Genomic DNA, 22,012 nt, shown 5'->3' with positions numbered 1-22,012 from the left:
CCACAGGTTTTTCTTGAATTTTCAGTGATACATGAAGTTGTCGTTCATATATGCGTTTGTGTCATGTAAACGGCGGCTAACGATTGAAAGTGATTATTATGGACTGGGACAAGCTCAGAATATTTCACGCTGTGGCTGACGCTGGCAGCCTCACCCATGCTGGCGATGCCCTGCACCTGTCGCAGTCGGCAGTGTCGCGGCAGATTCGTGCGCTGGAAGAATCGCTGAACACGGTCCTGTTTCACCGCCATGCGCGGGGACTGATTCTCACTGAACAAGGTGAATTGCTGTTCGATGCGACGCGATCCATGAACAAACGGATCGAGGCGGCAACCGCCCGCATTCGCGACAGCGAAGAAGAAGTGTTCGGCGAACTGCGTGTCACCACAACCATCGGCTTCGGGTCGCTTTGGCTGGCCCCGCGCCTGCCCAAGCTTTATGAAAAATACCCGGACCTCAATATCGACCTGATGCTCGAGGAACGTGTGCTTGACCTGCCGATGCGCGAGGCTGATGTGGCGGTGCGCATGAAGGAACCCAGCCAGGCGGACCTGATCCGCAAGAAACTGATGGCCATTCGCATGCGGCTTTACGCGTCTCCGGAATACCTGGCGCAGAACGGCACACCTGTGAATATCGAGGACATCGCGAACCATCGTCTGATTTGCCAGAATCCCCGCGCCGCACAGGTCAGCGCGGGCATGATGCTGGTTCAGGAATTGCTGACCTACGACATCAAGTCGACGCTGACCGTCAACAACTACTTCGGTGTGCTTCAAAGTGTGCTGTCCGGACTTGGGATCGGTGTCCTGCCCGATTACATCATCGAGGACTTCCCAAGTGTAAGGCGCGTCTTTCCCAACATCGAATCCGTCGAAGTCCCTGTTTTCCTTGCCTATCCGGAAGAGTTGCGCCAATCCAAGCGTATCGCTGCATTCCGCGATTTCGTTCAGGAAGAGATTTTCACACACCGCCAGACCCGCAAGGCGCTCGAGGCAGAGGGCGTCGGGAATGTGTGACCCATGCGCCTCACGCATAACGGGAATGACCTAAGTCGTAGGCTATACCTCTTGCCATGCAACCGAGCGCTGACATATTTAGCAGATATGAGATGGAACGCTGATTTGCGCATCATCTTCATACCTCCCTGTTGGACTTCGGCCGAGCTTATTGCTCGGCCTTTTTTTTGGGCTGCGGTCAGCAAGCGGCGTCTTGTGGCATCTTGAGCAGATACTGAACACCACCGTGATCGTAGGCGACGTTCACGTCCGCGTCCAAAGACAGCTTGGGCAGGGTCTGAAGCACCTTCGATCCGAAGCCGGCGTGTGTCGGGGCGACGACATCCGGTCCGCCCTGCTCTAGCCAGGACAGGGAGGCCAGACCGCCATGCCGGGCGTGCGACCAATTGACGGTCACCTCACCCGTCTCACACGACAGCGCTCCGTATTTTACCGCATTCGTGGCAAGCTCATGCACCACCATACCCAGAACCTGCGCAACGGCGGCTTTCACGCGCAACGGGGGACCGGCCATCTTGACGCGGGATCGCAAATCCTCGTCAAAAGGCGCAATTTGGGAACGCAGCAGGTCGTGCATGTCAAAAATCCCGCCAATGCCCTGCACCATCGCATCCTGATTGCGCGACAAGGCCATCAACCGTTCGCTCAGTTTCTCGGGGAACTCTTCGGGCGCGACGGATCTGGCCAACAAGCGGCTGATTCCGTCGATGACTGAAATCAGGTTCTTGGACCTGTGATTCAACTCACCGATCAAGAGCCGCGTTTCTTCCTGCGCCAGCTTTGATTCGGTCACATCGACCGCAGCGAAGACCCCGTTGATGGGGCGATCCGTGCAGATTTCGGGATCAAACGTCACCCGCTTGCGCGCACTGATCCAGCGCGTTTCACCGTCAGGCCGCACAATTCGATGTGTAAGGTCGATTACATCCGGATCATCGGGGATCAACAACAGTTCGACATCACGCTCGACCGTGGGCCAGTCTTCTGGATGGATGCAGGCGTGGAACGTGGGCCTTGCAATTGTCTTGCCCGCAGGCAGGCCGAACATCTTTCCCGCCAATCCGTCAAGCGTGATGGTGTCCTGCACATAATCAACGCGTCCGATTCCAACACGGGCGACTTCCAGACCAACTTCCATTTCCGCCTGAGACAAGTGGCTGTACTCAGGCACCACAAACTTCGTCATGGGTTGTGGCCCTCCGTGGCCTTTTACCTTCAGGATGATTTTACCCTTCTCACGCGCGAGTGAACAGACCATCCGCGTCATCGGACCCAAGATCAGGAAATCCGGTGCCTTGAGATCAGAAAATTCCGCCATCCCGAAACAAGGCACAACTGGTTCTGCCGGGAACGGGACCAGTCGCAATCGCTGTGGAATTCCGGCTGGCCCCTTTCTTCCCGCGCGCCCATCGCATATGACACGCCCGACGCCCCTTTGCTGCCGGATGCCACCATGCAAGACCCAGCCATCACTGAAGACCTGATCGCCGCTCATGGCATCAATGCCGACGAATACGCGGAAATTCTGCGGATCATGAACCGTGAACCCACCTTCACCGAACTGGGCATCTTTTCGGCGATGTGGAACGAACATTGTTCCTACAAATCCTCCAAGAAATGGCTGCGCACCCTGCCCACGACAGGCCCGCAGGTGATCTGCGGCCCCGGCGAAAACGCCGGTGTGGTGGATATTGGCGACGGTCAGGCGGTGGTCTTCAAGATGGAAAGCCACAACCACCCGTCTTACATTGAGCCCTACCAGGGTGCGGCGACCGGGGTTGGCGGCATTCTGCGCGACGTCTTCACCATGGGCGCGCGCCCCATCGCAGCGATGAACGCACTAAGCTTCGGTGAAAAGGACCACCCCAAGACGCGCCGCCTTGTGCATGGCGTGGTCGAAGGGGTCGGCGGATACGGCAATTGCTTCGGCGTGCCGACAGTTGGAGGCGAAGTGCGCTTTCACCCGGCCTATAACGGAAACTGCCTTGTGAACGCCTTTGCCGCCGGTTTGGCGGATGCGGACAAGATTTTCTACTCTGCTGCCAGCGGTGTCGGGCGACCTGTTGTTTATCTGGGCGCCAAGACCGGGCGTGATGGCGTCGGCGGTGCGACGATGGCGTCTGCCGAATTCGACGACAGCATCGAGGAAAAACGCCCCACCGTTCAGGTCGGCGACCCGTTCACCGAAAAACGCCTGATGGAGGCCACACTGGAGCTGATGCAGACCGGCGCGGTGATCTCGATTCAGGACATGGGCGCGGCGGGTCTCACCTGTTCGGCGGTGGAAATGGGCGACAAGGGCAAGCTGGGCATCCGGCTTGATCTGGAAAAGGTGCCGCAGCGCGAAACCAACATGACCGCCTATGAGATGATGCTGTCCGAGTCACAGGAACGGATGTTGATGGTGCTGGACCCGGCGAAAGAGACCGAGGCCCGCGCGGTGTTCGAGAAATGGGACCTCGACTTTGCCATCGTGGGCGAAACAATCGCTGAAGATCGTTTCCTCATCGTGCACAATGGCGAGGTCAAGGCCGACCTGCCGCTGTCGCGCCTGTCCTCATCCGCCCCGGAATACGACCGCCCCTGGACCCCGTCCGAAGCGCCCGCCCCGCTGGACGATGTGCCCGGCGTCGATCCCATCGACGCGCTCAAGGCGCTGATCGGCAGCCCGAACTACTGCGCCCGCAACTGGGTGTTCGAACAATACGACACGATGGTGATGGCCGACACGGTCGAAGGCCCGGGCTGGGGTGCGGGTGTGATCCGCGTACATGGCACCGACAAGATGCTGGCTTTCACGTCCGACGTGACACCGCGCTACGTCAAGGCGAACCCGGTCGAAGGTGGCAAGCAGGCGGTGGCCGAAGCGTTCCGCAACCTCTGCGCCGTTGGCGCCAAGCCATTGGCGACTACAGATAACCTGAATTTCGGCAACCCCGAAAAGCCCGAGATCATGGGCCAGTTCGTCGGCGCGTTGCAGGGGATCGGCCGCGCCTGCGAGGCGCTGGACATGCCCATCGTGTCGGGCAACGTGTCGCTTTACAACGAAACCGACGGTCAGGGCATCCTGCCTACCCCCACCATCGGCGCAGTTGGCCTGATCGCTGCTGGCGAAGAACCAATCCTTGGCCGTGCGCGTGACGGGCATGTGGCGCTTCTGGTCGGTGACACCCAGGGCCATCTGGGGCAGTCGGCCTTGCTGTACGAAGTGTTCAACCGCGAAGACGGCGACGCACCTGCGGTCGACCTGATCGCGGAACGGCGCAACGGCGACTTCGTCCGCGACAACCGCGATCTGATCAAGGCCTGCACTGATCTGAGCGATGGTGGACTGATGCTGGCCGCGTTCGAGATGGCAAGCGCATCAGGCGTCGGTGTGGTCCTTGACGACACCGATCAGGCCAAGCTGTTCGGCGAAGATCAGGGCCGTTACCTTGTTGCCTGCAATTTCGATCAGGCCGAGGCGCTGATGATTGCCGCAGGACAGGCCAGCGTGCCCATCACATCGGTTGGCCGCTTTACCGGCGATACGGTCAGGATCGGCAGCGCGCAGGCGCCTTTGGCCGAATTGGTCGATCTGCACAAATCGGCTTTTGCAGGCCATTTCGGCTAGGCTGACCGTCGCCTGGCACTCCGGTTCACATCGGGGTGCCTAGATCATCGCCATCAGCCGCGTCTTTTCGCCCGGATCGTCCGGGCGGGATATGGCGATTGCCAGTTCTTCGAGCGATTGGATCGAATGCCCGGCGCGAAAGCTGTCCACATGTGGCAGCATCGCGCGGATGCCGGTGGCCCGTGGCGCAAACCCGTCCCAACGCAAAAGCGGGTTGAGCCAGATCAGGCGGCGCGACGACAGGTGCAGCCGCTCCATCTCTTTCTCCAGCGCGCCCGCTGCGTCACGGTCCAGCCCGTCGGTGATCAAGAGCACCACCGCGCCCTGCCCCATGACGCGCCGCGACCAGTCGCGGTTGAACGCGTGCAGGCATTGCCCGATCCGCGTGCCGCCTTCCCAATCCTGCGCCTCTGCCCCGGCGGATTTGAGGGCTGCGTCCACATCGCGGGTTGCCAGATGGCGGGTGATATTCGTCAGGCGCGTGCCAAAGGTGAACGCATGCACCTTGGCCCAGCCCGCGCCTTTCTCATTGGCGACGGCGTGCAGGAAGTGCAGCACCATGCGGGAATACTGGCTCATGGAGCCGGAGATGTCGCACAGCACCACCAGATTGGGCCAACGCGGGCGGGGCGTCTTGCGGGCGATGGACCGGATCTCGCCACCATGGCGCATGGATTTCATCAGGGTGCGCCGGTAATCGGCCTGCTTGCCCAACACCGACGCCTTGCCGCGCCGCGAGGGGATCGGTTTCACCGGCAGGGTCAGACGGGCCAGCATGCGCTTGGCCTCGGCGACCTCGGCGGTGCTCATCTGTTCAAAGTCCAGCGTGCGCAGCTTTTCCTCGGCCGACATGGTGAGGGTCGACTTTATCTCGATCTCGGTGCCTTCTTCGGACTGCTCGTTCTCGGGCACGTCCGGAAGATTGTCGTCCAGCAGCGCCTGTGCCGCGCGCTTTTCACCGGACGCGGCGGATTTTTCCTCCTGCACGCCGCGAATGGCGGGCAACATGAAGGACATCATGTGCTCGAGATACCGCGGATCGCGCCAATAGAGCCGGAACACCTGCGCAAAGATCACCCGGTGTTCGGGGCGGTTCACGAAACAGGCGTGCAGCGTCCAGAAGAAATCCATCCGTTCGGTGAACCCCGCCGCCTCAACCGCGCGAATGGCGTCGATCACCCGGCCCGGCCCGATGGGCAGACCGGCGCGGCGGAGCGCACGGGCGAAATGGATGATGTTCTGCGCCAGACGGGGATCGTCGGGCAGTTCGAGAGGGATGTATTCGGCCATTACATGGCCGACTGGAGGCTCTGCCTCCAGACCTCCGAGGTATTTTCAGCCCAAAGAAGCATCATGCCGGTTCGAGCGACGCCTTGGCCTCGTCGAGCAGGCGTTTGGCCTCGGAGCCCTGCAGCTTCTGGATGTCGTCCTGGTATTTCAGGATCGCGCCCAACGTGTCAGAAATCACCTCGGGCGACAGGTCGATCACGTCGAGGGCGAGCAGGCATTTTGCCCAGTCGATGGTTTCCGCCACGCCAGGTTTCTTGAAGATGTCCTCGGTGCGCAAACGCTGCACGAAGGCAACGATTTCGCGGCTGAGGGTGTCGGCGGCCTCGGGCGCGCGGGCGTGCAGGATCTCGAGTTCGCGGTTGAAATCCGGGTAGTCGACCCAGTGATAAAGGCAGCGGCGTTTCAGGGCGTCATGCACCTCTCGGGTGCGGTTCGAGGTCAGGATCACGATGGGTGGTTCGGGCGCGCGGATTGTACCCAATTCCGGGATCGTCACCTGGAAATCCGACAGCGCTTCGAGCAGGAACGCCTCGAACGGTTCGTCCGTACGGTCCAACTCGTCGATCAGCAGTACCGGAGCGCCGTTCTCGTCCGGGCGCATCGCTTCGAGAAGCGGGCGTTCCACAAGGAAATCCGGACTGAAAAGCTCGCGTTGCAGCATCTCGCGGTCGGCATTGCCGGATGCTTCGGCGGTGCGGATGGCGATCATCTGGGCCGGGAAGTTCCATTCATAGACGGCGCTGGAGGCGTCCAGCCCTTCGTAGCATTGCAACCGGATCAACTTGCGACCCAGCGAGGCCGCCAGCGCCTTGGCGATCTCGGTCTTGCCGACACCCGCCTCACCTTCGAGGAACAGCGGGCGGCCAAGTTTCAGCGACAGGAACACCACGGTGGCGAGCGCCCGTCCGCAGACATAGCCGGTGTCGGCCAGCATGGATTGAACCGCGTCGATGCTTTGTGGTGTCTGCATGGAGTCCTCCTCTTTCCCTGGCCTTGCTGCCCCGTGCACGCGTCCAAGGTCAATAGCGCCAAGGTCGCAAGGGGCGTATCCGAATTGACGGACCTGAGCCGACCTGACACAGTTAGCGCATTGATTTTCCTAGCCCACAAGGCCTTGTCGCCGTGATTGTCACCGCCGTTCTGTGTGTCCGCAACGAGGCGGCCTTTCTGCTGGACTGGCTGGCCTGGCACCGAACTGTGGGTGTGACGGATTTTGTCGTGGTGTCCAACGATTGCGACGATGGCACGGACACGATGCTGGATCGGCTGGAGGCCTTGGGCTGGCTGACGCACCTTCGCAATTCACCGCCCTACGGCAAGGGCGGGATTCAGTTCAGCGGCCTCAAGCTGGCAAAACAGGCGGAGGCGGTGAAACGTGCCGATTGGCTGATTGCGCTGGATATCGACGAGTTCGTCAACGTGCATGTGGACCCGCGGACATTGCCCGCACTGATCGGCGCACTGCCCGAGGCAACCGCAATCACGCTCACCTGGCGCAATTTCGGAAATGCGGGTGTTGTCGCCTATGACGATACACCCGTGCCGGTGCAATTCACCCGTGCCGCGCCGCACCCGTTGCCATGGCCATGGCGGGCGTCGATGTTCAAGACCCTGTTCCGCAACGACAAAACCTACCGCAATCTGGGCGTCCACCGTCCCCGCAATCCGGTGGAGGAGCGTCTGCCCGACAGCCGCTGGTACGATGGCGAAGGGCGCGCGCTGCCGCCTGAAATGGCCACGGGACGCGTCTTTTCCGACTACCGCGTTCCCCAGCACGCGCTGGTGCAGCTCAACCATTACCCGTTGGGCGCTGTTCAAAGCTATGTGCTGAAATCCGACCGGGGGCGCGCGGTGCATAGTGCCGACAGGCTTGGGCTGGATTACTGGGTTGAACGCAACCTCAACACGGAAGAGGACACAACCGCGCTGCCGCTTTGGGAACGCGCAGGGCCGATCCGGTCAGAACTGGCTGGCGACCCGACCCTTGCGACCTTGCATCACAACGCCGTTGCCTGGCGCAGGAGCCGGTTCGACACGCTTTTGCAGGAAGATCACATCCGCGATCTCTATGGTCGCCTCATGATGACGCCTGCCTCACAGCCGATCCCGGTGGCGGCCGCGACCCTCTTGACACAATCTGCGCAAATCGCGGCGCAGGGAGGTGATCAAACTTCATAGAGTCCCCTGCATTTTGGCTCAATTCTGCCTAAATCCCCCGATAAACCTTGCGCAAATCAATGACCTGACAGCGGGCGCAAGGTAACGAGGATACGTAGATCATGCAGGACGATATCGACCCATATACAGTTTCCCTGACGGATCTGCGCCCGGTTGAATGGCTTCAGGAGATGAAAGAGCTGGGGACGGAATTCGGCTTTTTTGAACCACTTGGAAAACACCACAATGCCGCCTTTGTCGAAAAGGGCGACACCCTGCTGGTCAGCTTTGAATCGCTTCCGGCGATCCAGGCGCTGTCCGACGATGCACGCCCCATCGGTTTTGATCTTGCCCGTGACAAGGGCTGGTCCTGCCTGACCGTGATCAGCAATCGCGACACCTGGTTCCGCGACGGCGAGGTGTACGGCTTTTTCGACCAGATGACCGATGACGGATTCTTCGAAGACTTCGATCAGGTGATCTTTTACGGGGCCGGCCCCTGTGGTTATGCCGCCTGCGCCTTTTCCGTGGCAGCCCCCGGAGCGGTCGTGATCGCGCTTGAGCCACAAGCCACGCTGGACCCGCGCGTTACCGAATGGGACGATCGTTTTACCCATATGCGCAAGGTCGATTTCACAGACCGCTATGGCTATGCGCCCGACATGCTTGAAGCTGCGAAAGCGGCCTACATCCTCTATGATCCGCAAGAGGCGCTTGGCGCGATGCATGCGGCGCTTTTCGAACGCTCCGGCAACACCCGCTTTCGCGCCCGGCATCTGGGCAGCGGCATGCAGACGCATTTCGAACAGATGGATGTGCTGAGCGACCTGGTGCACCAGGCTGCGGCCGGAACACTGGATGACGTCAGCTATGCCGCGCTCTATCGCAAGCGGCGTGGCTATGTGCAGTATTGCAAGAAACTGTTCGGGGTTGTCGAGGCGACCGACCGCCCTGCCCTTTCCGAGGCGGTTTGTTCCTACATTTGCGAAAACTGGGGCGCGCCCCGTTACCGGCGCAAGCTCAAGGCGATCCGGCAGGCAAAGGGCACGGCTGCGGACGACGCGGAAGACTAGCATCGGTGCGGCCCGCATGCTACGCGCCGCATATGACCGAAACGATCACCATTCACACCCCTGATGACTGGCACCTGCACCTGCGCGATGGCGCAATGCTGCGCGCCGTGGCCCCCGAAAGCGCACGCCATTTTGGCCGCGCGATCATCATGCCCAACCTTGTGCCGCCTGTTGTCACCGCGGCCGACGCCACCGCGTATCGCGACCGGATCATGACGGCCCTGCCCGAAGGATCCGCGTTCCAGCCGCTGATGACGCTTTATCTGACCGAAGATACGGATCCCGACGATCTGGCGCGCGCCTATGCCGATGGGATCATCACTGCTGTCAAACTTTATCCCGCCGGGGCAACCACCAATTCGGCAAGCGGAGTTGCAGATTTCGACAAGGTGCGGGCGGTGCTTGACCGTATGGCCGAGATCGGTTGCCCGCTATGTGTTCACGGCGAAGTGGTGGACAGCGACATCGACATCTTTGATCGCGAAGCGGTGTTTATCGAACGGGTGCTTGATCCGATTCGTCGCGCGACCCCTGGCCTGCGGGTCGTGATGGAACACATCACCACGATGCAGGGTGTCGAATACGCGACCGAAGGTGGTCCCGAACTCGGCGCGACGATTACCACACATCACCTTGTGATCAACCGCAACCACATCCTCGCCGGGGGCATCAAGCCGCATTATTATTGCCTGCCGGTCGCCAAACGCGAAGAACACCGCATCGCGCTGCGCCGCGCAGCAACAAGCGGCGATCCCACGTTTTTCCTGGGCACCGACAGCGCGCCACACACCGATGCCAACAAGCTGCTGCCTTGCGGCTGTGCTGGGTGCTTTACCGCCACCAACACGATGTCCATCCTGGCAGAGGTGTTCGAGCAGGACGATGCCCTGGACCGGCTGGAGTCCTTTACCAGCATCAACGGTGCCAAGTTCTATGGCCTGCCCGCGAATACCGGCACGATGACCCTGACCAAAGGCGACCCGGTCTCTTATCCTGAAAGTATCGCAACCGAAGACGGCCCGGTGACGGTCTTCGATCCGATGATGCCCCTGCATTGGAGGGTGGCCGAGTAATCGTTTGCCGGGTTCCGTGCCTGGACGGTCGACAACATGGCCCTTTGCGCCCGAAAAGACTCAACGCGCGACGTGTTGGACATACGTTCGGTTCTGTGCCGCTGGCCCGTTGTGATCCGACATTCCGATAGATCTCCGTCCACTTGGCGCGCTCTTTTCCTCGTCCGGAAAACCGGCTAAAGCCATCCAAAAGCCGGAGCCAGACGATGATCCCGACCGCCTATCCAACGCCCGAAGAAATCGCCCGACTGACAGCGCGGATGCTGCTTGAAATCGGGGCGGTGAATTTCCGGCCCGAGGATCCCTTTATTCTTGCCTCCGGCCTTCCTTCGGCCACCTATATTGATTGCCGGAAACTGATCTCCTTTCCGCGCATCCGCGCCACCCTGATGGATTTCCTGACCGTCACGGTCATGCGCAAAGCGGGGTTCGAGGCGTTTGACAATATCGCAGGTGGCGAAACCGCAGGCATTCCCTTTGCCGCTCTGATGGCCGAACGCATGGCCTTGCCGATGACCTATGTGCGCAAAAAGCCAAAGGGATATGGTCGCAACGCCCGCATCGAAGGCGCGATGAGCGAAGGCCAGCGGGTGCTTCTGGTCGAGGACCTCACCACAGATGGCGGATCGAAACTCAGTTTTGTGGATGCGATCCGCGAAACCGGGGCGACCTGCGGCCATACCGCTGTGATCTTTTTCTACGACATCTTTCCCGATACCGAGAAAACACTTGGCGACCACGGTGTGCAACTGCACCATCTTTGCACCTGGTGGGATGTGCTGGCCGAGGCCCGAGCACAGGGAACGTTCGACGACGCCACCCTGACCGAAGTCGAAGCCTTCCTCAAAGAACCCCGCGCATGGCAGGACGCCCGAAAGTAACTTTGCCAAACACCTGACAGCCCAGCGTCTGGCGCAGTGCGGCAATCAGATCATCCAGCGTTTCTGCCTGCACATACATCCCACCGGTGCGATCGGCGAGGCAACGTGCGACGGGTTCGACCAGCGTGTCCTGTGGCTGGTCCGGCCAGGCAAAATGCTCTCCGCGGATGCGAAATCCGATGACATGCACCGTCAGGTCCGTTCCCGCTGCCAGTTCCCCGGCAAGCTGACACGGCGCACCGCCACAGGTTTCCTTGCCATCCGTGACCAGAACGATCTCACCCGGTTTGGACTTGTAGTCCAAGACCCGCGCCGCCTCTGCAATCGCCTCGGTCAAAGGCGTTTCCCCGGCGGGCTGGAGGCGGTCGATCTCCGAGATGATCCGATTCGCCGCATCCTGCTGCGGCGGGAACCGGACGACAACGTTGGCACAGCTTTCGCGCCGCCCGAACCCGTACGTCACCAGCCCGACCCGACGTGTTGGTGCAACCTGCGGCATGACCGTGCGCACCGCGCGGCGGGCGTCGAAGATGCGCGGCTCGTCCAAAAGGTTGAAGCCCATTTCGGCCATCGACCCGGACCCGTCGAACACCACCATCGCATCGCGGGTGCAGGCCTCTTGCGCGCCAACCGGCGCAATCCCGAGACCGACAACAACCAGAGCGTTCAGAATCGCTTTCATATCCCGCGTGCCTTTCCCGAGTTGACCTCACGTTCGCATGCGCAGCGCCTTGCTGTAAACGTGGCGTCGCACGCATGAACAAGCAGCTTGCTGCGTGTCAACTGCGTTACAGTGAGTCGCTTGAACTACCAGATATTGACGTGCGGCCCTGAAATAGCGCAAGATAAAGCATCGCTCGTGATACACATCTTTTCCACAGGATATACATTTTGCCCTGCGACGGACATATCGCTACCTCGGACCCGGGTGTACGCGGGGGAATAGCATGAACGAGATCACCACTTTCAATCCGACAGGCGCAGAAATTCAAAACGCCGAGACGATGCCGAATTCCATCGAAGCCGAACAACAGCTTCTCGGTGCGATTCTCACCAACAATGATGTCTTTGACCGGGTTGCTTCGATCATCGGGCCGCAACATTTCTATGATCCGGTGCACGCGCGAATCTACGACATCGCATCCGCCCGGATTGCCAAGAACAACCTGGCCTCGCCAGTGACGCTCAAGGCGTTCATGGAAGACGACGAAGGGCTCAAGGAATTGGGCGGGCCCACCTATCTTGCCCGTCTCGCGGGGGCCGCGATCAGTTCCTTTGCCGTGCGAGACTACGCGCAGATGATCTATGATCTGGCGGTGCGGCGCGATCTGATCGCACTGGGCCGGGACATCAGTTCCAAGGCCGCCAAGGTCGATGTCGCCTCGGAACCGCGTGAACAGATCGTGGAGGCTGAACAGGCCCTTTACAAACTCGCTGAACAGGGTCGCACGGAAAGCGGGTTTCAAAGCTTTCTCAAGGCCGTAACCGACGCAGTGAATGTGGCAAATGCCGCCTATCAGCGCGAAGGTGGTCTGGCGGGCATCTCGACCGGCCTGACGGATATGGACCGCAAGCTGGGCGGCCTGCACAAATCCGATCTTCTGATTCTCGCCGGTCGTCCGTCGATGGGGAAAACCTCGCTTGCGACCAACATCGCGTTCAACATTGCCAAGGCCTATCGCAAGGGCATGCGCCCTGATGGCACCGAAGGCACGGTCGAAGGCGGTGTGGTCGGGTTCTACAGTCTGGAGATGAGCGCCGAACAGCTCGCTGCGCGCATCCTGTCGGAAGCCTCCGAAGTGCCCTCTGAACAGATCCGGCGCGGCGACATGACAGAAACCGAATTCCGCCGCTTCGTGGATGCCGCCAAATCGCTTGAAGCCTGTCCGCTGTACATCGACGACACGCCTGCCCTGCCGATCAGCCAACTGGCCGCCCGCGCGCGCCGTCTGAAGCGGACGCACGGTCTGGACGTCCTGATTGTGGACTACCTTCAGCTTGTCAAAGGCACCGGCAAAGGTGAGAATCGCGTCAACGAAGTGTCCGAGATCACGCAAGGCCTCAAGGCCATTGCCAAGGAACTGGATATCCCGGTCATCGCCCTGTCCCAGCTGTCGCGTCAGGTCGAAAGCCGCGAGGACAAGCGCCCGCAATTGTCGGATCTGCGCGAATCCGGGTCGATCGAACAGGACGCCGACGTGGTGATGTTCGTGTTCCGCGAGGAATATTACAAGGAACGCGAAAAACCCGGCGATCACGAACTGGAAAAGATGGCCGCCTGGCAGGACGAAATGGAACGCCTGCATGGCCGCGCCGAAGTTGTCATCGGCAAACAGCGTCACGGCCCCATCGGAACCGTCGAACTGAGCTTCGAAGGGCGCTTTACCCGCTTTGGCAACCTTATCAAACCTTGGCAGCAAGGCGCGGACGATATGTAAGCGCAGGTGGCCGGATCGTCCCGGCCACCCTATCAAATCCGCCGCACCACACGTCCAAACAACGGTCTGCGTTTTTTCCGGCTTGACCCACCGTGCAGAGATGAACAAACACCGCGCATGGCACAGGCTGTTTTAACGATTGATCTGGGTGCGATTTGCGCCAACTGGCGGGCTCTGGCCGGCATGAACGCGGGCGAAACCGCCGCTGTGGTCAAAGCCAACGCGTATGGCTTGGGCGCTGCACAGGTGGCCAAGGCACTGGCAAAGGCTGGCGCGCGCACCTTTTTTGTGGCCCTCGCCGAAGAAGGTGTGATCGTCCGCGATGCGCTTGGCGCCGGTCCCAGGATCTGCGTCTATGGCGGGCATATGGACGGCGATGCGCCTCTGCTGCGCGATTCCAATCTTGTTCCGATGATCAACTCCATCGACCAGATGCTGCGCCATGTCGAAGCGCTGCCCGGCCATCCGTTTGGCATACAGCTTGATTCCGGAATGAACCGCCTCGGGATGGAGCCTGCCGAGTGGTCCGCCCTGCGCGACATTGCCCTGAGCCAGAACCCGGTTCTGATCATGAGCCATCTGGCCTGCGCGGACGAACCGAACCACGGCATGAATGCGTTTCAGCTTCAGACTTTCCGCCAGATGACCGACGGCATTGACGCGCCCCGGTCGCTTGCCGCCACGGGTGGGACGCTGCTGGGGTCTGACTATCATTTTGACATGACGCGTCCGGGCATCGGGCTTTATGGCGGGCTGCCGTTTGTCGACGCCCTGCCGGTTGCATCACTGTCGATCCCGATCATTCAGGTCCGCGAGGTCAATCCCGGCGAATCCGTCGGCTATGGCAACACCTGGGTCGCCCGTGTGCCCAGCACGATCGCCACGATTTCCGCCGGATACGCTGACGGCGTGATCCGCGCGATGGGGCCGAAAGCCTATGTCTGGGCGGGCGAGACACGCTGCAAGATCGTAGGTCGTGTTTCGATGGACCTGATCGGCGTCGACGTCGGCGCGGTCAAGGACATGCCCGATACCGTGGAACTGTTGGGACGGCACCAACTGGTTGACACGCTGGCGGATGCGGCTGGCACCATCGGCTACGAGATCCTGACGTCGCTCGGGTCGCGCTATGCCCGCCGCTATATCGGCGCATGACCTTTTTCGAGCCCTCTCCGATCCTTGTTGCTTTCATTTTTGTTCAGCGTTTCGTGTTTTTCGAAGTGCTGGGCCTTCTTGCCCTGCTGCGTCTGATCGCAGGGCGCGGGATGGCGCGGGCCGTGGCGCTGATCACCCTGCTGATCTGCGGTGCCGCGATCTTTGCCACTTACGCCCCGGCCCTGAACCTGCAATCCGCGCCCGGCTATGGCGATATCGCGCGGTGGATGGCAATGGGCGGCGGTCTGACGCTGCCGCTGTTCACATCGGCGATCTTTGCCATCAGCTTTGGCTTACCCGCCCGGCGTTGGCGCTGGATTGATTTTGTCCATCTGGTGGGCCTGCTGGCGTTTCTCGGTCTGTGGCTGGCAACCCGGTTCTAGATTATGGCGGCACTCAGATGGATCAACCTGACGCTTCTGGTGCTCTATCCGGTGGCATGGGTGGCGCCGCTGATGCGGGCCGGTCTTCTGCCGCTGTTCGGGCTCAGCGAAATCAGTGTGCTGACCGGGCTGCAGGCGCTGTGGGGCACCGATATCGTGCTTGCACTGGTCGTTACGGTGTTTGCCTTGTTTGCGCCCTATGTGAAAACGCTGGGTCTTGCGCTGGTGCAATTCGGGCTGCTTGGCCGACAGACATTGCCTGCACTGAGACTCATCGGCAAACTCGCCATGGCGGATGTTTTTCTGATCGCGCTTTATATCACCATCGTGAAGGGCATCGGCATTGGACGCATTGAAACGGCGTGGGGGCTGTACCTGTTCACCGCCTGTATCCTCACATCGGTTCTGATCAGCCTCGCTGAGGCGCGCAAGACACAGTATTGATCACGTTTTGGAAACAATCACACCGATTGCTGCGATTTGTTCACTTCTTTGCGGCCAGTCGGAAAAATCGTTAAAAAACAGTATGTCCAACACCATGTTCGGCATAATGTCGCCTATGTTGCCAACCGATTAGATGGTTTCTGGGGGTTTTTCGATGATGGGTGCGATGCGTTCGTTCGTGGTTGCCGTGGTCTGGCTGATGCAAAGACTGATGTTTGCCGCCGTGGCGCTGCTTGGCCTCGGCTTGCTTGGATACACGTTGGCCTGCGCGTCCGGATATGCCCCGTGGCTTGAGATGACCGCTACATTTGGGGGTGTCGCCTACCCCGAGGCCGGACTGGTGGTACAGATCGGCGTGACAGCGCTGATGCTGGGTCTGTGCTTTTTCCTGCCTGCAAACGCCCGGATGATGGCGCTTGAAACCTCGCATCGCAGGTTTCAGATCGCGATGGAGGACGTCGCCCGCGCCTATCGCCTGTCCCACGCGTCAGACCGCGACGGCGTGTTCAAGATGCGCTCTGAATTTGATTCGGTCCGCGAACGCATGTCTTTCCTGCGCGATCACCCGGATCTGGCAGAACTCGAACCTTCGGTTCTCGAAGTGGCCAGCCAGATGAGCCATGTCTCGAAAGACCTTGCGCTGACCTATTCCGACCGCAGCGTCGCGCGCGCGCGCGACTTCCTGATCCAGCGGCAGCAAGAGATCGAGGAATTCAACTCCCGTCTTGATGAGGCCAAGGCCACGGCTGCGCAGATGCGGGTCTGGGTCGACAAGATCGAACTCGAGGAAAGTGTGGCACAGGCCCAGTTGACGCGCCTGAACGAACAACTGTCGGACATCCTGCCGGAATTGCACACCACGGACGATACCCCGGTGATCCCGCCGCGCAGCGTTGCAAACCTCAATCCAAAAGGCGAAACCACCGCAACCGACTGGGATGATCCGGCACATTTCCCGGATAATGACGACAACCGCATCGTCGCCCTTCTCGCGCGGCGCGCTGCCGAATAACACCAAGCAAGCCGCCGCCGCTTGCAGGCCAGCGTCGCTTGGGCCACAAGCGGCGTCATGGCGAAATCCACCGCAACCTTTGTCTGCCAGTCCTGTGGCAACAGCACGACCAAATGGTCGGGTCGCTGTGATGCCTGTGGCGAATGGAATTCCATCGTTGAAGACGTGCCTTTGGCGGCCGGCCCCTCGACCAAGACGCTGGGCGCGGCCAAAGGACGGTCCCTGCCGCTTGGGGATCTCTCTGGCACGGAAGAACCACCCCCGCGCACGGAATCGAACATGGCCGAACTTGATCGCGTCCTGGGCGGCGGTCTGGTTCCTGCCTCGGCGCTTCTGGTGGGGGGTGATCCCGGCATCGGCAAATCCACCCTGCTGTTGCAGGCCGCCGCCGCCTTCGCCAATGCGGGCCTAAAGGTCATCTACATTTCCGGCGAAGAGGCCAGCGCACAGGTGCGGATGCGTGCGGCCCGACTGGGGCTGCGCGACGCGCCGGTGAAACTCGCCACGGAAACCAACCTGCGCGACATCCTCACGACTCTGGAAAACGAAAAGCCGGATCTGGCGATCATCGACTCGATCCAGACCATGTGGGCCGACAACGTCGCCAGCGCACCGGGCAGCGTGTCCCAGGTGCGCGCCTCTGCGCACGAGCTGACCAGCTTTGCCAAGCGGCGTGGCACCTCTGTGATCCTTGTGGGCCATGTCACAAAGGACGGGCAGATCGCCGGGCCCCGCGTTGTCGAACACATGGTGGACACGGTTCTGTATTTCGAAGGCGAACGCGGCCACCAGTTCCGCATCCTGCGCGCCGTGAAGAACCGCTTTGGCCCTGCGGATGAAATCGGCGTGTTCGAAATGACCGGAGCGGGCCTCGCCGAAGTGGCGAATCCCTCGGCCCTGTTCCTCTCCGAACGCGGCGATCCATCGCCCGGATCGGCGGTTTTTGCCGGAATCGAAGGCACCCGCCCGGTTCTGGTGGAATTTCAGGCACTTGTGGCCCCGACACCACACAGCCAGCCACGCCGCACCGTTGTCGGATGGGATGGCGGACGGCTTGCCATGATCCTGGCCGTACTCGAGGCGCGCTGCGGCATCCCGTTTGCCGGAATGGACGTATATCTCAACGTTGCAGGCGGAATGAAGGTCAGCGAACCGGCAGCCGATCTGGCCGTTGCAGCGGCACTTTTGTCGGCGCGCGAAGATATCGCGCTGCCTGCCGAGACGGTGGTTTTCGGAGAAATCAGCCTGTCTGGCGCGCTGCGTCCGGTGGGGCAGACCGAAAATCGGTTGAAAGAGGCACAAAAACTTGGTTTTACCGCCGCGATAGTGCCAAAGGGTGGTAAATCGGTGCCCCGTGACGGGATCACGGCAACCGAAATTGACGCTTTGGCAAGTTTTGTTGGTGATGTGTTCGGCGCAGGTTAGCGCCATCCGGGAAAAGAAGGGCAAGGGGCCGATGGAAGGGTTCACCATTATTGACGGCGTTGTCGCCGTCGTCATCGTTCTCTCCGCGCTACTGGCTTATTCCCGCGGCATTGTCCGGGAAATGATGGCCATTTTGGGCTGGATCGCGGCAGCCGTGCTGGGCTTCATGTTCGGCCCGCAGCTGCGTCCCCTGATGACCGAGGTTCCGGTGATCGGCGAATTCATGACCGGCAGTTGCGAACTCAGCGTGATTGGCGGGTTTGCCGTCGTGTTCACCATCGCTTTGGTGATCATGTCCTTCTTCACACCGCTTTTCTCCACACTGGTGCAACGCTCGGCCCTTGGCGGCGTCGATCAAGCGTTCGGCTTCCTCTTTGGCGTGGCGCGCGGCGTGTTGCTCGTGGCGGTGGCGTTCTTTGTCTACCAGGTGGTGATCACCTCGCAGGATATCGCGATGATCGACGACAGCCGCTCTGCCGTGGTGTTCAGTCGCTTCACCGGTCAGATCGAAGATCAGAACCCGGAACAGGCGCTTGGCTGGATAACGGCGCAATATGAAGCGCTTGTCGGCGTCTGTGATGCGCCAAGTGGCAGCGACACCTAAACTGACCCTGTCATCCTGTCACGGACACATGATAGTTTCGTGACACTGGGCGCTGTGGCGCTTATGAGGGGGCATCCTCTGCTGCCACGGATTCGGAGACCCGATTTGTCCGACACCCAGATGCCACCTGCCCATCCATTCGACGACGACAAGCTGAAAGAAGAATGTGGAATCTTCGGCGTTGTCGGCGTGACCGATGCGGCTAATTTCGTGGCCCTCGGCCTGCACGCCCTGCAACATCGCGGGCAAGAAGCCGGAGGGATCGTTTCGCACCATCCCGAGCATGGCTTCAACTCTGCCCGCCGCTTCGGCTATGTGCGCGACAACTTCACCAGCCAGAAGCTGATGGAAACGCTGCCCGGCGAACTGGCCATCGGCCATGTGCGCTATTCCACCGCCGGCTCCAAAGGCCCGACACAGATTCGCGACGTGCAGCCCTTCTTCGGTGAATTCTCGATGGGCGGCGCGGCGATTGCCCATAATGGCAACATCACCAATGCCGTTGCACTGCGACGCGAACTGATCGACCGCGGCTCGATCTTCCAAAGCTCGTCCGACAGTGAATGTATCATCCACCTGATGGCCCGTTCCCTTCAGCGAAACATCCCCGAACGCATGGAAGACGCGCTGCGCCGCGTTGAAGGCGCGTTCTCGGTTGTGGCCATGACCCGCACGAAACTGATCGGTGTGCGTGATCCGCTGGGCGTGCGTCCACTGGTGCTGGGCAAGATCGGGGATGGCTGGGCGCTTTCGTCAGAGACCTGCGCGCTGGACATCATCGGCGCCGAATATGTGCGCGAGATCGACCCCGGAGAAATGGTCGTGATCACCGCCGAACATGGCGTCGAATCTATCCGTCCCTTCCGGCCGCAGAAATCGCGGTTCTGCATCTTTGAACATGTCTATTTCTCGCGCCCCGACAGCATCATCGGAGACCGCTCGGTCTACGAAACCCGCCGCCAGATCGGTGTCGAACTGGCGCGCGAAACACCCGTTGAGGCCGATTTGGTCTGCCCGGTGCCCGACAGCGGCACCCCCGCCGCCATCGGCTATGCGCACGAGAGCGGCATCCCCTACGGCATGGGCATCATCCGCAACCAATACATGGGCCGCACCTTCATCGAACCGACCGAACAGATCCGCAACATGGGGGTCCGTCTCAAGCTCAACGTGAACCGTGCCCTGATCAAGGGCAAACGCGTGGTGCTGGTCGATGACAGCGTGGTGCGTGGCACCACCAGCCGCAAGATCAAGGAAATGATCCTCGATGCCGGTGCCGCCGAGGTGCACTTCCGCATTGCATCGCCCCCCACCGCATGGCCGTGCTTTTACGGTGTGGACACGCCGCAACGGGAAAAACTGTTGGCTGCCACCATGTCGGAAGAGGAAATGCGCGTCCATCTCGGCGTCGACAGCATCAAGTTCATCTCGCTCGATGGTCTCTACCGCGCCGTCGGCGAATCGTCGGGCCGCGACGCAAAGTCCCCGCAATATTGCGATGCCTGTTTCTCTGGCGAATACCCGGTGGAACCATCGGACATGCTGGAAAAAGGCTTCCAGATGAAGGCCGCCGAATAACCCTCGGCGACCTTCCGCGCAGGGCAAAATGCCTGCTTTTCATTGCCTGTAATCGCCCCCATCTGGCAGGCGATTGAAACAGATAACGCAAGCATCATGGCACAAGAACCAACCCCGCCTCAGGTGGCCCAAGAGGCGACCCAGACCACACGCGACCTCGGCGGCGCGCTGACCCTGCTCGGGACCTTCGGATCACAGTCCGATCTGCAGGCCCTGCTGAAACTGCGTGGCGGCAAGACCGCCACCGTGTCGCGTGGCGATACCGTGAACGGTAAGACCATCGTTGCCATCGAAGAGGGTCGCGTGGCGTTGGCCCGCAATGGCACCGCGCACTGGCTCGAAATGCCCGCACCAAATTCCTGAACGCGACCCGATCTTCTCTGGTTCAAAAATATCCCGGAGGAGTCGCGCTTGCGCGACGGCGACAGCGCCCCCCAAAAAGAAAACCCCCGCCGATGTCTCGACGGGGGTTTCTATTTTTTTTCCGTTTGGTAAAATCTCAGGCTTTCCGACCCGCCAGTACTTTCCACGCACCAGTCACGACCAGCGCCGCAATCACCGCCTTGACGACATCGCCGATCAGGAAGGGCGCGATGAAGTAGGTCCAGTAGTAGCCGATCTCCTGGCCGACCCAACCTGCCTCGACACCCGTTGCCGACGCAACCGCCAGAGGCCACGCGATGCCGGGGATGTAGAGCAGCGCCGCCAGCCCCAGTGTCACCAGAGTGGTGGACACGAAGCCCTTGGCAATCCCGCGATCCGTCGCCAGACCGGCCAGACCCGCCATCAGGACAAAACCCAGAAGGAAACCTGCAGTCGGGCCGGCAAAGGCCAGACCGTTCATGCCATTGGCGAACACCGGCAGACCCATCGCGCCGTAGCCAAGGTAGGTGATCAAAGTCGCCGTCCCAAGACGCGCGCCAAAGCTCAGGCCGACGATCAGGATCGCCAATGTCTGAAGCGTCATCGGAACCGGAAAGAACGGCACCGAGATCTGTGTCGCTGCGGCGATGAAGGCCGCCCCACCCAGCGCGAGCAGCGCCTGACGGAGCAGAGTTGTCTTGCCAAAGGCGGCTTGTGTAAGTGTCATGGCCAATATCCCTCGTATGAGTGTCATTTGCCCCCGTTAATTCTGCAATTGCAGCATCAAGTCAAGCACTGCCCTCTTGCGGGCGGGTCGCCAAAAAGGCATGTGACTGCGCATGACGGATACATCTCGCCCCCTCGCGCTGGTCACCGGCGCCTCTCGCGGTCTTGGCTTTGCGCTGGCAGAGGCATTGGCCGACACGCATCATGTCATTGCCGTGGCGCGCACTGTGGGTGGGCTGGAAGAGCTTGACGACCGCATCCAGCAAAAGGGCGGCAGCGCCACGTTGGCCCCGATGGATATCACCAAGGCGGACGCAATGGCGCAGCTGTGCCGCTCGGTGCATGACCGCTGGGGTCAGATCGCGCTTTGGGTTCACACGGCGATCCACGCCGCACCGTTGACGCCGGTGGATCACATGGATGCCAAGGATTGGCAGAAATCCCTGTCGATCAACCTCGACGCGATGGCGCACCTGGTGCCCTATGTTTCGGCGCTCCTGAAAAAGGACGGCAGCGCGGTGTTCTTCGAGGACAATCACGCTGGTGAAAAGTTCTTTGGTCATTACGGGACCACCAAATCGGCGCAGATCAGTCTGGTCCGCAGTTGGCAGGCCGAAACCGTGTCGATTGGTCCAAAGGTTCGGCTTCTCTCGCCAAGGCCCATGGGCACGCATCTGCGCGCGCGATTCCACCCCGGCGAAGACCGCAGCGTGCTGGCCAACCCGGCAGATGAAGCCGCACGGTTGTTGCCCGAGATCCTCGCGGATTGATCCAGGTG

21 protein-coding genes are annotated in these 22,012 nt (G+C 60.7%); 16 read left to right on the top strand and 5 right to left on the bottom strand.

Going from position 1 to position 22,012, the window contains the following annotated elements:
* The first annotated feature begins 98 nt into the window (after positions 1-98).
* The gene (locus ACTIEN_RS04610; protein ID WP_439521934.1) at positions 99-1,019 is read left to right on the top strand and encodes a LysR family transcriptional regulator; all 921 of its coding nucleotides are present in this window, start codon (positions 99-101) and stop codon (positions 1,017-1,019) included.
* A 178-nt stretch (positions 1,020-1,197) separates the two neighbouring features.
* On the opposite strand, the gene ACTIEN_RS04605 is transcribed toward ACTIEN_RS04610, so the two are convergent.
* Entirely contained in the window at positions 1,198-2,205 is a 1,008-nt protein-coding gene (locus ACTIEN_RS04605; RefSeq protein WP_439521933.1) for an HWE histidine kinase domain-containing protein, read from the bottom strand.
* Between the two features lie 267 nt (positions 2,206-2,472).
* Between ACTIEN_RS04605 and purL the strand changes: the two genes are divergently transcribed.
* Positions 2,473-4,632 (top strand): phosphoribosylformylglycinamidine synthase subunit PurL, encoded by a 2,160-nt coding sequence (purL, locus tag ACTIEN_RS04600; protein WP_439521932.1) that lies wholly within the window; start codon positions 2,473-2,475, stop codon positions 4,630-4,632.
* Between the two features lie 39 nt (positions 4,633-4,671).
* Here purL and ACTIEN_RS04595 read toward each other — a convergent pair whose 3' ends face one another.
* Entirely contained in the window at positions 4,672-5,922 is a 1,251-nt protein-coding gene (locus ACTIEN_RS04595) for a vWA domain-containing protein (RefSeq protein ID WP_439521931.1), read from the bottom strand.
* A gap of 61 nt (positions 5,923-5,983) precedes the next feature.
* Positions 5,984-6,892, bottom strand: coding sequence for an AAA family ATPase (locus ACTIEN_RS04590; protein ID WP_439521930.1), 909 nt, complete (start codon positions 6,890-6,892; stop codon positions 5,984-5,986).
* A gap of 152 nt (positions 6,893-7,044) precedes the next feature.
* On the opposite strand from ACTIEN_RS04590, the gene ACTIEN_RS04585 reads away from it, so the two are divergent.
* From ACTIEN_RS04585 to ACTIEN_RS04570, 4 genes are all read left to right on the top strand, one after another.
* Entirely contained in the window at positions 7,045-8,100 is a 1,056-nt protein-coding gene (locus ACTIEN_RS04585; protein ID WP_439521929.1) for a glycosyltransferase family 2 protein, read from the top strand.
* A 101-nt stretch (positions 8,101-8,201) separates the two neighbouring features.
* The gene (locus ACTIEN_RS04580) at positions 8,202-9,152 is read left to right on the top strand and encodes a phosphoadenosine phosphosulfate reductase (protein ID WP_439521928.1); all 951 of its coding nucleotides are present in this window, start codon (positions 8,202-8,204) and stop codon (positions 9,150-9,152) included.
* Positions 9,153-9,184: 32 nt separating this feature from the next.
* Positions 9,185-10,225 (top strand): dihydroorotase, encoded by a 1,041-nt coding sequence (gene pyrC, locus ACTIEN_RS04575; protein WP_439521927.1) that lies wholly within the window; start codon positions 9,185-9,187, stop codon positions 10,223-10,225.
* A 206-nt stretch (positions 10,226-10,431) separates the two neighbouring features.
* Positions 10,432-11,106 (top strand): orotate phosphoribosyltransferase, encoded by a 675-nt coding sequence (locus ACTIEN_RS04570; protein ID WP_439521926.1) that lies wholly within the window; start codon positions 10,432-10,434, stop codon positions 11,104-11,106.
* Here the strand turns inward: ACTIEN_RS04570 and ACTIEN_RS04565 are convergent.
* The gene (locus ACTIEN_RS04565; protein ID WP_439521925.1) at positions 11,069-11,788 is read right to left on the bottom strand and encodes a vWA domain-containing protein; all 720 of its coding nucleotides are present in this window, start codon (positions 11,786-11,788) and stop codon (positions 11,069-11,071) included. The genes ACTIEN_RS04570 and ACTIEN_RS04565 overlap by 38 nt on opposite strands.
* A gap of 265 nt (positions 11,789-12,053) precedes the next feature.
* On the opposite strand from ACTIEN_RS04565, the gene ACTIEN_RS04560 reads away from it, so the two are divergent.
* The 9 genes from ACTIEN_RS04560 (at position 12,054) to ACTIEN_RS04520 (ending at position 20,508) form a co-directional block, all read left to right on the top strand.
* Positions 12,054-13,544: a replicative DNA helicase gene (locus ACTIEN_RS04560; RefSeq protein WP_439521924.1), complete on the top strand. Its 1,491-nt coding sequence runs from the start codon at positions 12,054-12,056 to the stop codon at positions 13,542-13,544.
* A 117-nt stretch (positions 13,545-13,661) separates the two neighbouring features.
* Positions 13,662-14,699: an alanine racemase gene (alr, locus tag ACTIEN_RS04555; RefSeq protein ID WP_439521923.1), complete on the top strand. Its 1,038-nt coding sequence runs from the start codon at positions 13,662-13,664 to the stop codon at positions 14,697-14,699.
* Positions 14,696-15,082 (top strand): hypothetical protein, encoded by a 387-nt coding sequence (locus ACTIEN_RS04550; protein ID WP_439521922.1) that lies wholly within the window; start codon positions 14,696-14,698, stop codon positions 15,080-15,082. The genes alr and ACTIEN_RS04550 overlap by 4 nt, the downstream gene beginning before the upstream one ends.
* 3 nt (positions 15,083-15,085) lie before the next feature.
* On the top strand, positions 15,086-15,526 hold the full coding sequence (locus ACTIEN_RS04545) for a paraquat-inducible protein A (protein WP_439521921.1): 441 nt from the start codon (positions 15,086-15,088) through the stop codon (positions 15,524-15,526).
* A gap of 166 nt (positions 15,527-15,692) precedes the next feature.
* Positions 15,693-16,538 carry a DNA repair protein gene (locus ACTIEN_RS04540; RefSeq protein ID WP_439521920.1) on the top strand — a complete coding sequence of 282 codons (846 nt, stop codon included), beginning with the start codon at positions 15,693-15,695 and terminating at the stop codon, positions 16,536-16,538.
* A 57-nt stretch (positions 16,539-16,595) separates the two neighbouring features.
* Complete coding sequence (gene radA, locus ACTIEN_RS04535; protein ID WP_439521919.1) at positions 16,596-17,963, top strand: DNA repair protein RadA; 1,368 nt, start codon at positions 16,596-16,598, stop codon at positions 17,961-17,963.
* Between the two features lie 31 nt (positions 17,964-17,994).
* On the top strand, positions 17,995-18,567 hold the full coding sequence (locus ACTIEN_RS04530) for a CvpA family protein (RefSeq protein ID WP_439521918.1): 573 nt from the start codon (positions 17,995-17,997) through the stop codon (positions 18,565-18,567).
* 120 nt (positions 18,568-18,687) lie between these two features.
* Positions 18,688-20,145: an amidophosphoribosyltransferase gene (gene purF / locus ACTIEN_RS04525; protein WP_439521998.1), complete on the top strand. Its 1,458-nt coding sequence runs from the start codon at positions 18,688-18,690 to the stop codon at positions 20,143-20,145.
* A 96-nt stretch (positions 20,146-20,241) separates the two neighbouring features.
* The gene (locus ACTIEN_RS04520; RefSeq protein ID WP_439521917.1) at positions 20,242-20,508 is read left to right on the top strand and encodes an amidophosphoribosyltransferase; all 267 of its coding nucleotides are present in this window, start codon (positions 20,242-20,244) and stop codon (positions 20,506-20,508) included.
* A gap of 136 nt (positions 20,509-20,644) precedes the next feature.
* On the opposite strand, the gene ACTIEN_RS04515 is transcribed toward ACTIEN_RS04520, so the two are convergent.
* Positions 20,645-21,235 (bottom strand): biotin transporter BioY, encoded by a 591-nt coding sequence (locus tag ACTIEN_RS04515; RefSeq protein WP_439521916.1) that lies wholly within the window; start codon positions 21,233-21,235, stop codon positions 20,645-20,647.
* A gap of 112 nt (positions 21,236-21,347) precedes the next feature.
* Between ACTIEN_RS04515 and ACTIEN_RS04510 the strand changes: the two genes are divergently transcribed.
* Positions 21,348-22,004 (top strand): SDR family NAD(P)-dependent oxidoreductase, encoded by a 657-nt coding sequence (locus tag ACTIEN_RS04510; RefSeq protein WP_439521915.1) that lies wholly within the window; start codon positions 21,348-21,350, stop codon positions 22,002-22,004.
* Positions 22,005-22,012: the final 8 nt, after the last annotated feature.

Origin of the sequence: Marivita sp., assembly GCF_051859345.1 — a bacterium.
Classification (GTDB): Bacteria; Pseudomonadota; Alphaproteobacteria; order Rhodobacterales; family Rhodobacteraceae; genus Marivita.
Note: the sequence above shows the minus strand (reverse complement) of the source record. Positions and strands in the feature narration are given on the sequence as shown.

Excerpts from the sequence above, each read along its gene's own strand:
- ACTIEN_RS04610 (WP_439521934.1), top strand. The coding sequence starts at position 99 with ATGGACTGGGACAAGCTCAGAATATTTCACGCTGTGGCTGACGCTGGC.
- ACTIEN_RS04605 (WP_439521933.1), bottom strand. The coding sequence starts at position 2,205 with ATGACGAAGTTTGTGGTGCCTGAGTACAGCCACTTGTCTCAGGCGGAA.
- purL (WP_439521932.1), top strand. The coding sequence starts at position 2,473 with ATGCAAGACCCAGCCATCACTGAAGACCTGATCGCCGCTCATGGCATC.
- ACTIEN_RS04595 (WP_439521931.1), bottom strand. The coding sequence starts at position 5,922 with ATGGCCGAATACATCCCTCTCGAACTGCCCGACGATCCCCGTCTGGCG.
- ACTIEN_RS04590 (WP_439521930.1), bottom strand. The coding sequence starts at position 6,892 with ATGCAGACACCACAAAGCATCGACGCGGTTCAATCCATGCTGGCCGAC.
- ACTIEN_RS04580 (WP_439521928.1), top strand. The coding sequence starts at position 8,202 with ATGCAGGACGATATCGACCCATATACAGTTTCCCTGACGGATCTGCGC.
- pyrC (WP_439521927.1), top strand. The coding sequence starts at position 9,185 with ATGACCGAAACGATCACCATTCACACCCCTGATGACTGGCACCTGCAC.
- ACTIEN_RS04570 (WP_439521926.1), top strand. The coding sequence starts at position 10,432 with ATGATCCCGACCGCCTATCCAACGCCCGAAGAAATCGCCCGACTGACA.
- ACTIEN_RS04565 (WP_439521925.1), bottom strand. The coding sequence starts at position 11,788 with ATGAAAGCGATTCTGAACGCTCTGGTTGTTGTCGGTCTCGGGATTGCG.
- ACTIEN_RS04560 (WP_439521924.1), top strand. The coding sequence starts at position 12,054 with ATGAACGAGATCACCACTTTCAATCCGACAGGCGCAGAAATTCAAAAC.
- alr (WP_439521923.1), top strand. The coding sequence starts at position 13,662 with ATGGCACAGGCTGTTTTAACGATTGATCTGGGTGCGATTTGCGCCAAC.
- ACTIEN_RS04550 (WP_439521922.1), top strand. The coding sequence starts at position 14,696 with ATGACCTTTTTCGAGCCCTCTCCGATCCTTGTTGCTTTCATTTTTGTT.
- ACTIEN_RS04545 (WP_439521921.1), top strand. The coding sequence starts at position 15,086 with ATGGCGGCACTCAGATGGATCAACCTGACGCTTCTGGTGCTCTATCCG.
- ACTIEN_RS04540 (WP_439521920.1), top strand. The coding sequence starts at position 15,693 with ATGCGTTCGTTCGTGGTTGCCGTGGTCTGGCTGATGCAAAGACTGATG.
- radA (WP_439521919.1), top strand. The coding sequence starts at position 16,596 with ATGGCGAAATCCACCGCAACCTTTGTCTGCCAGTCCTGTGGCAACAGC.
- ACTIEN_RS04530 (WP_439521918.1), top strand. The coding sequence starts at position 17,995 with ATGGAAGGGTTCACCATTATTGACGGCGTTGTCGCCGTCGTCATCGTT.
- purF (WP_439521998.1), top strand. The coding sequence starts at position 18,688 with ATGCCACCTGCCCATCCATTCGACGACGACAAGCTGAAAGAAGAATGT.
- ACTIEN_RS04520 (WP_439521917.1), top strand. The coding sequence starts at position 20,242 with ATGGCACAAGAACCAACCCCGCCTCAGGTGGCCCAAGAGGCGACCCAG.
- ACTIEN_RS04515 (WP_439521916.1), bottom strand. The coding sequence starts at position 21,235 with ATGACACTTACACAAGCCGCCTTTGGCAAGACAACTCTGCTCCGTCAG.
- ACTIEN_RS04510 (WP_439521915.1), top strand. The coding sequence starts at position 21,348 with ATGACGGATACATCTCGCCCCCTCGCGCTGGTCACCGGCGCCTCTCGC.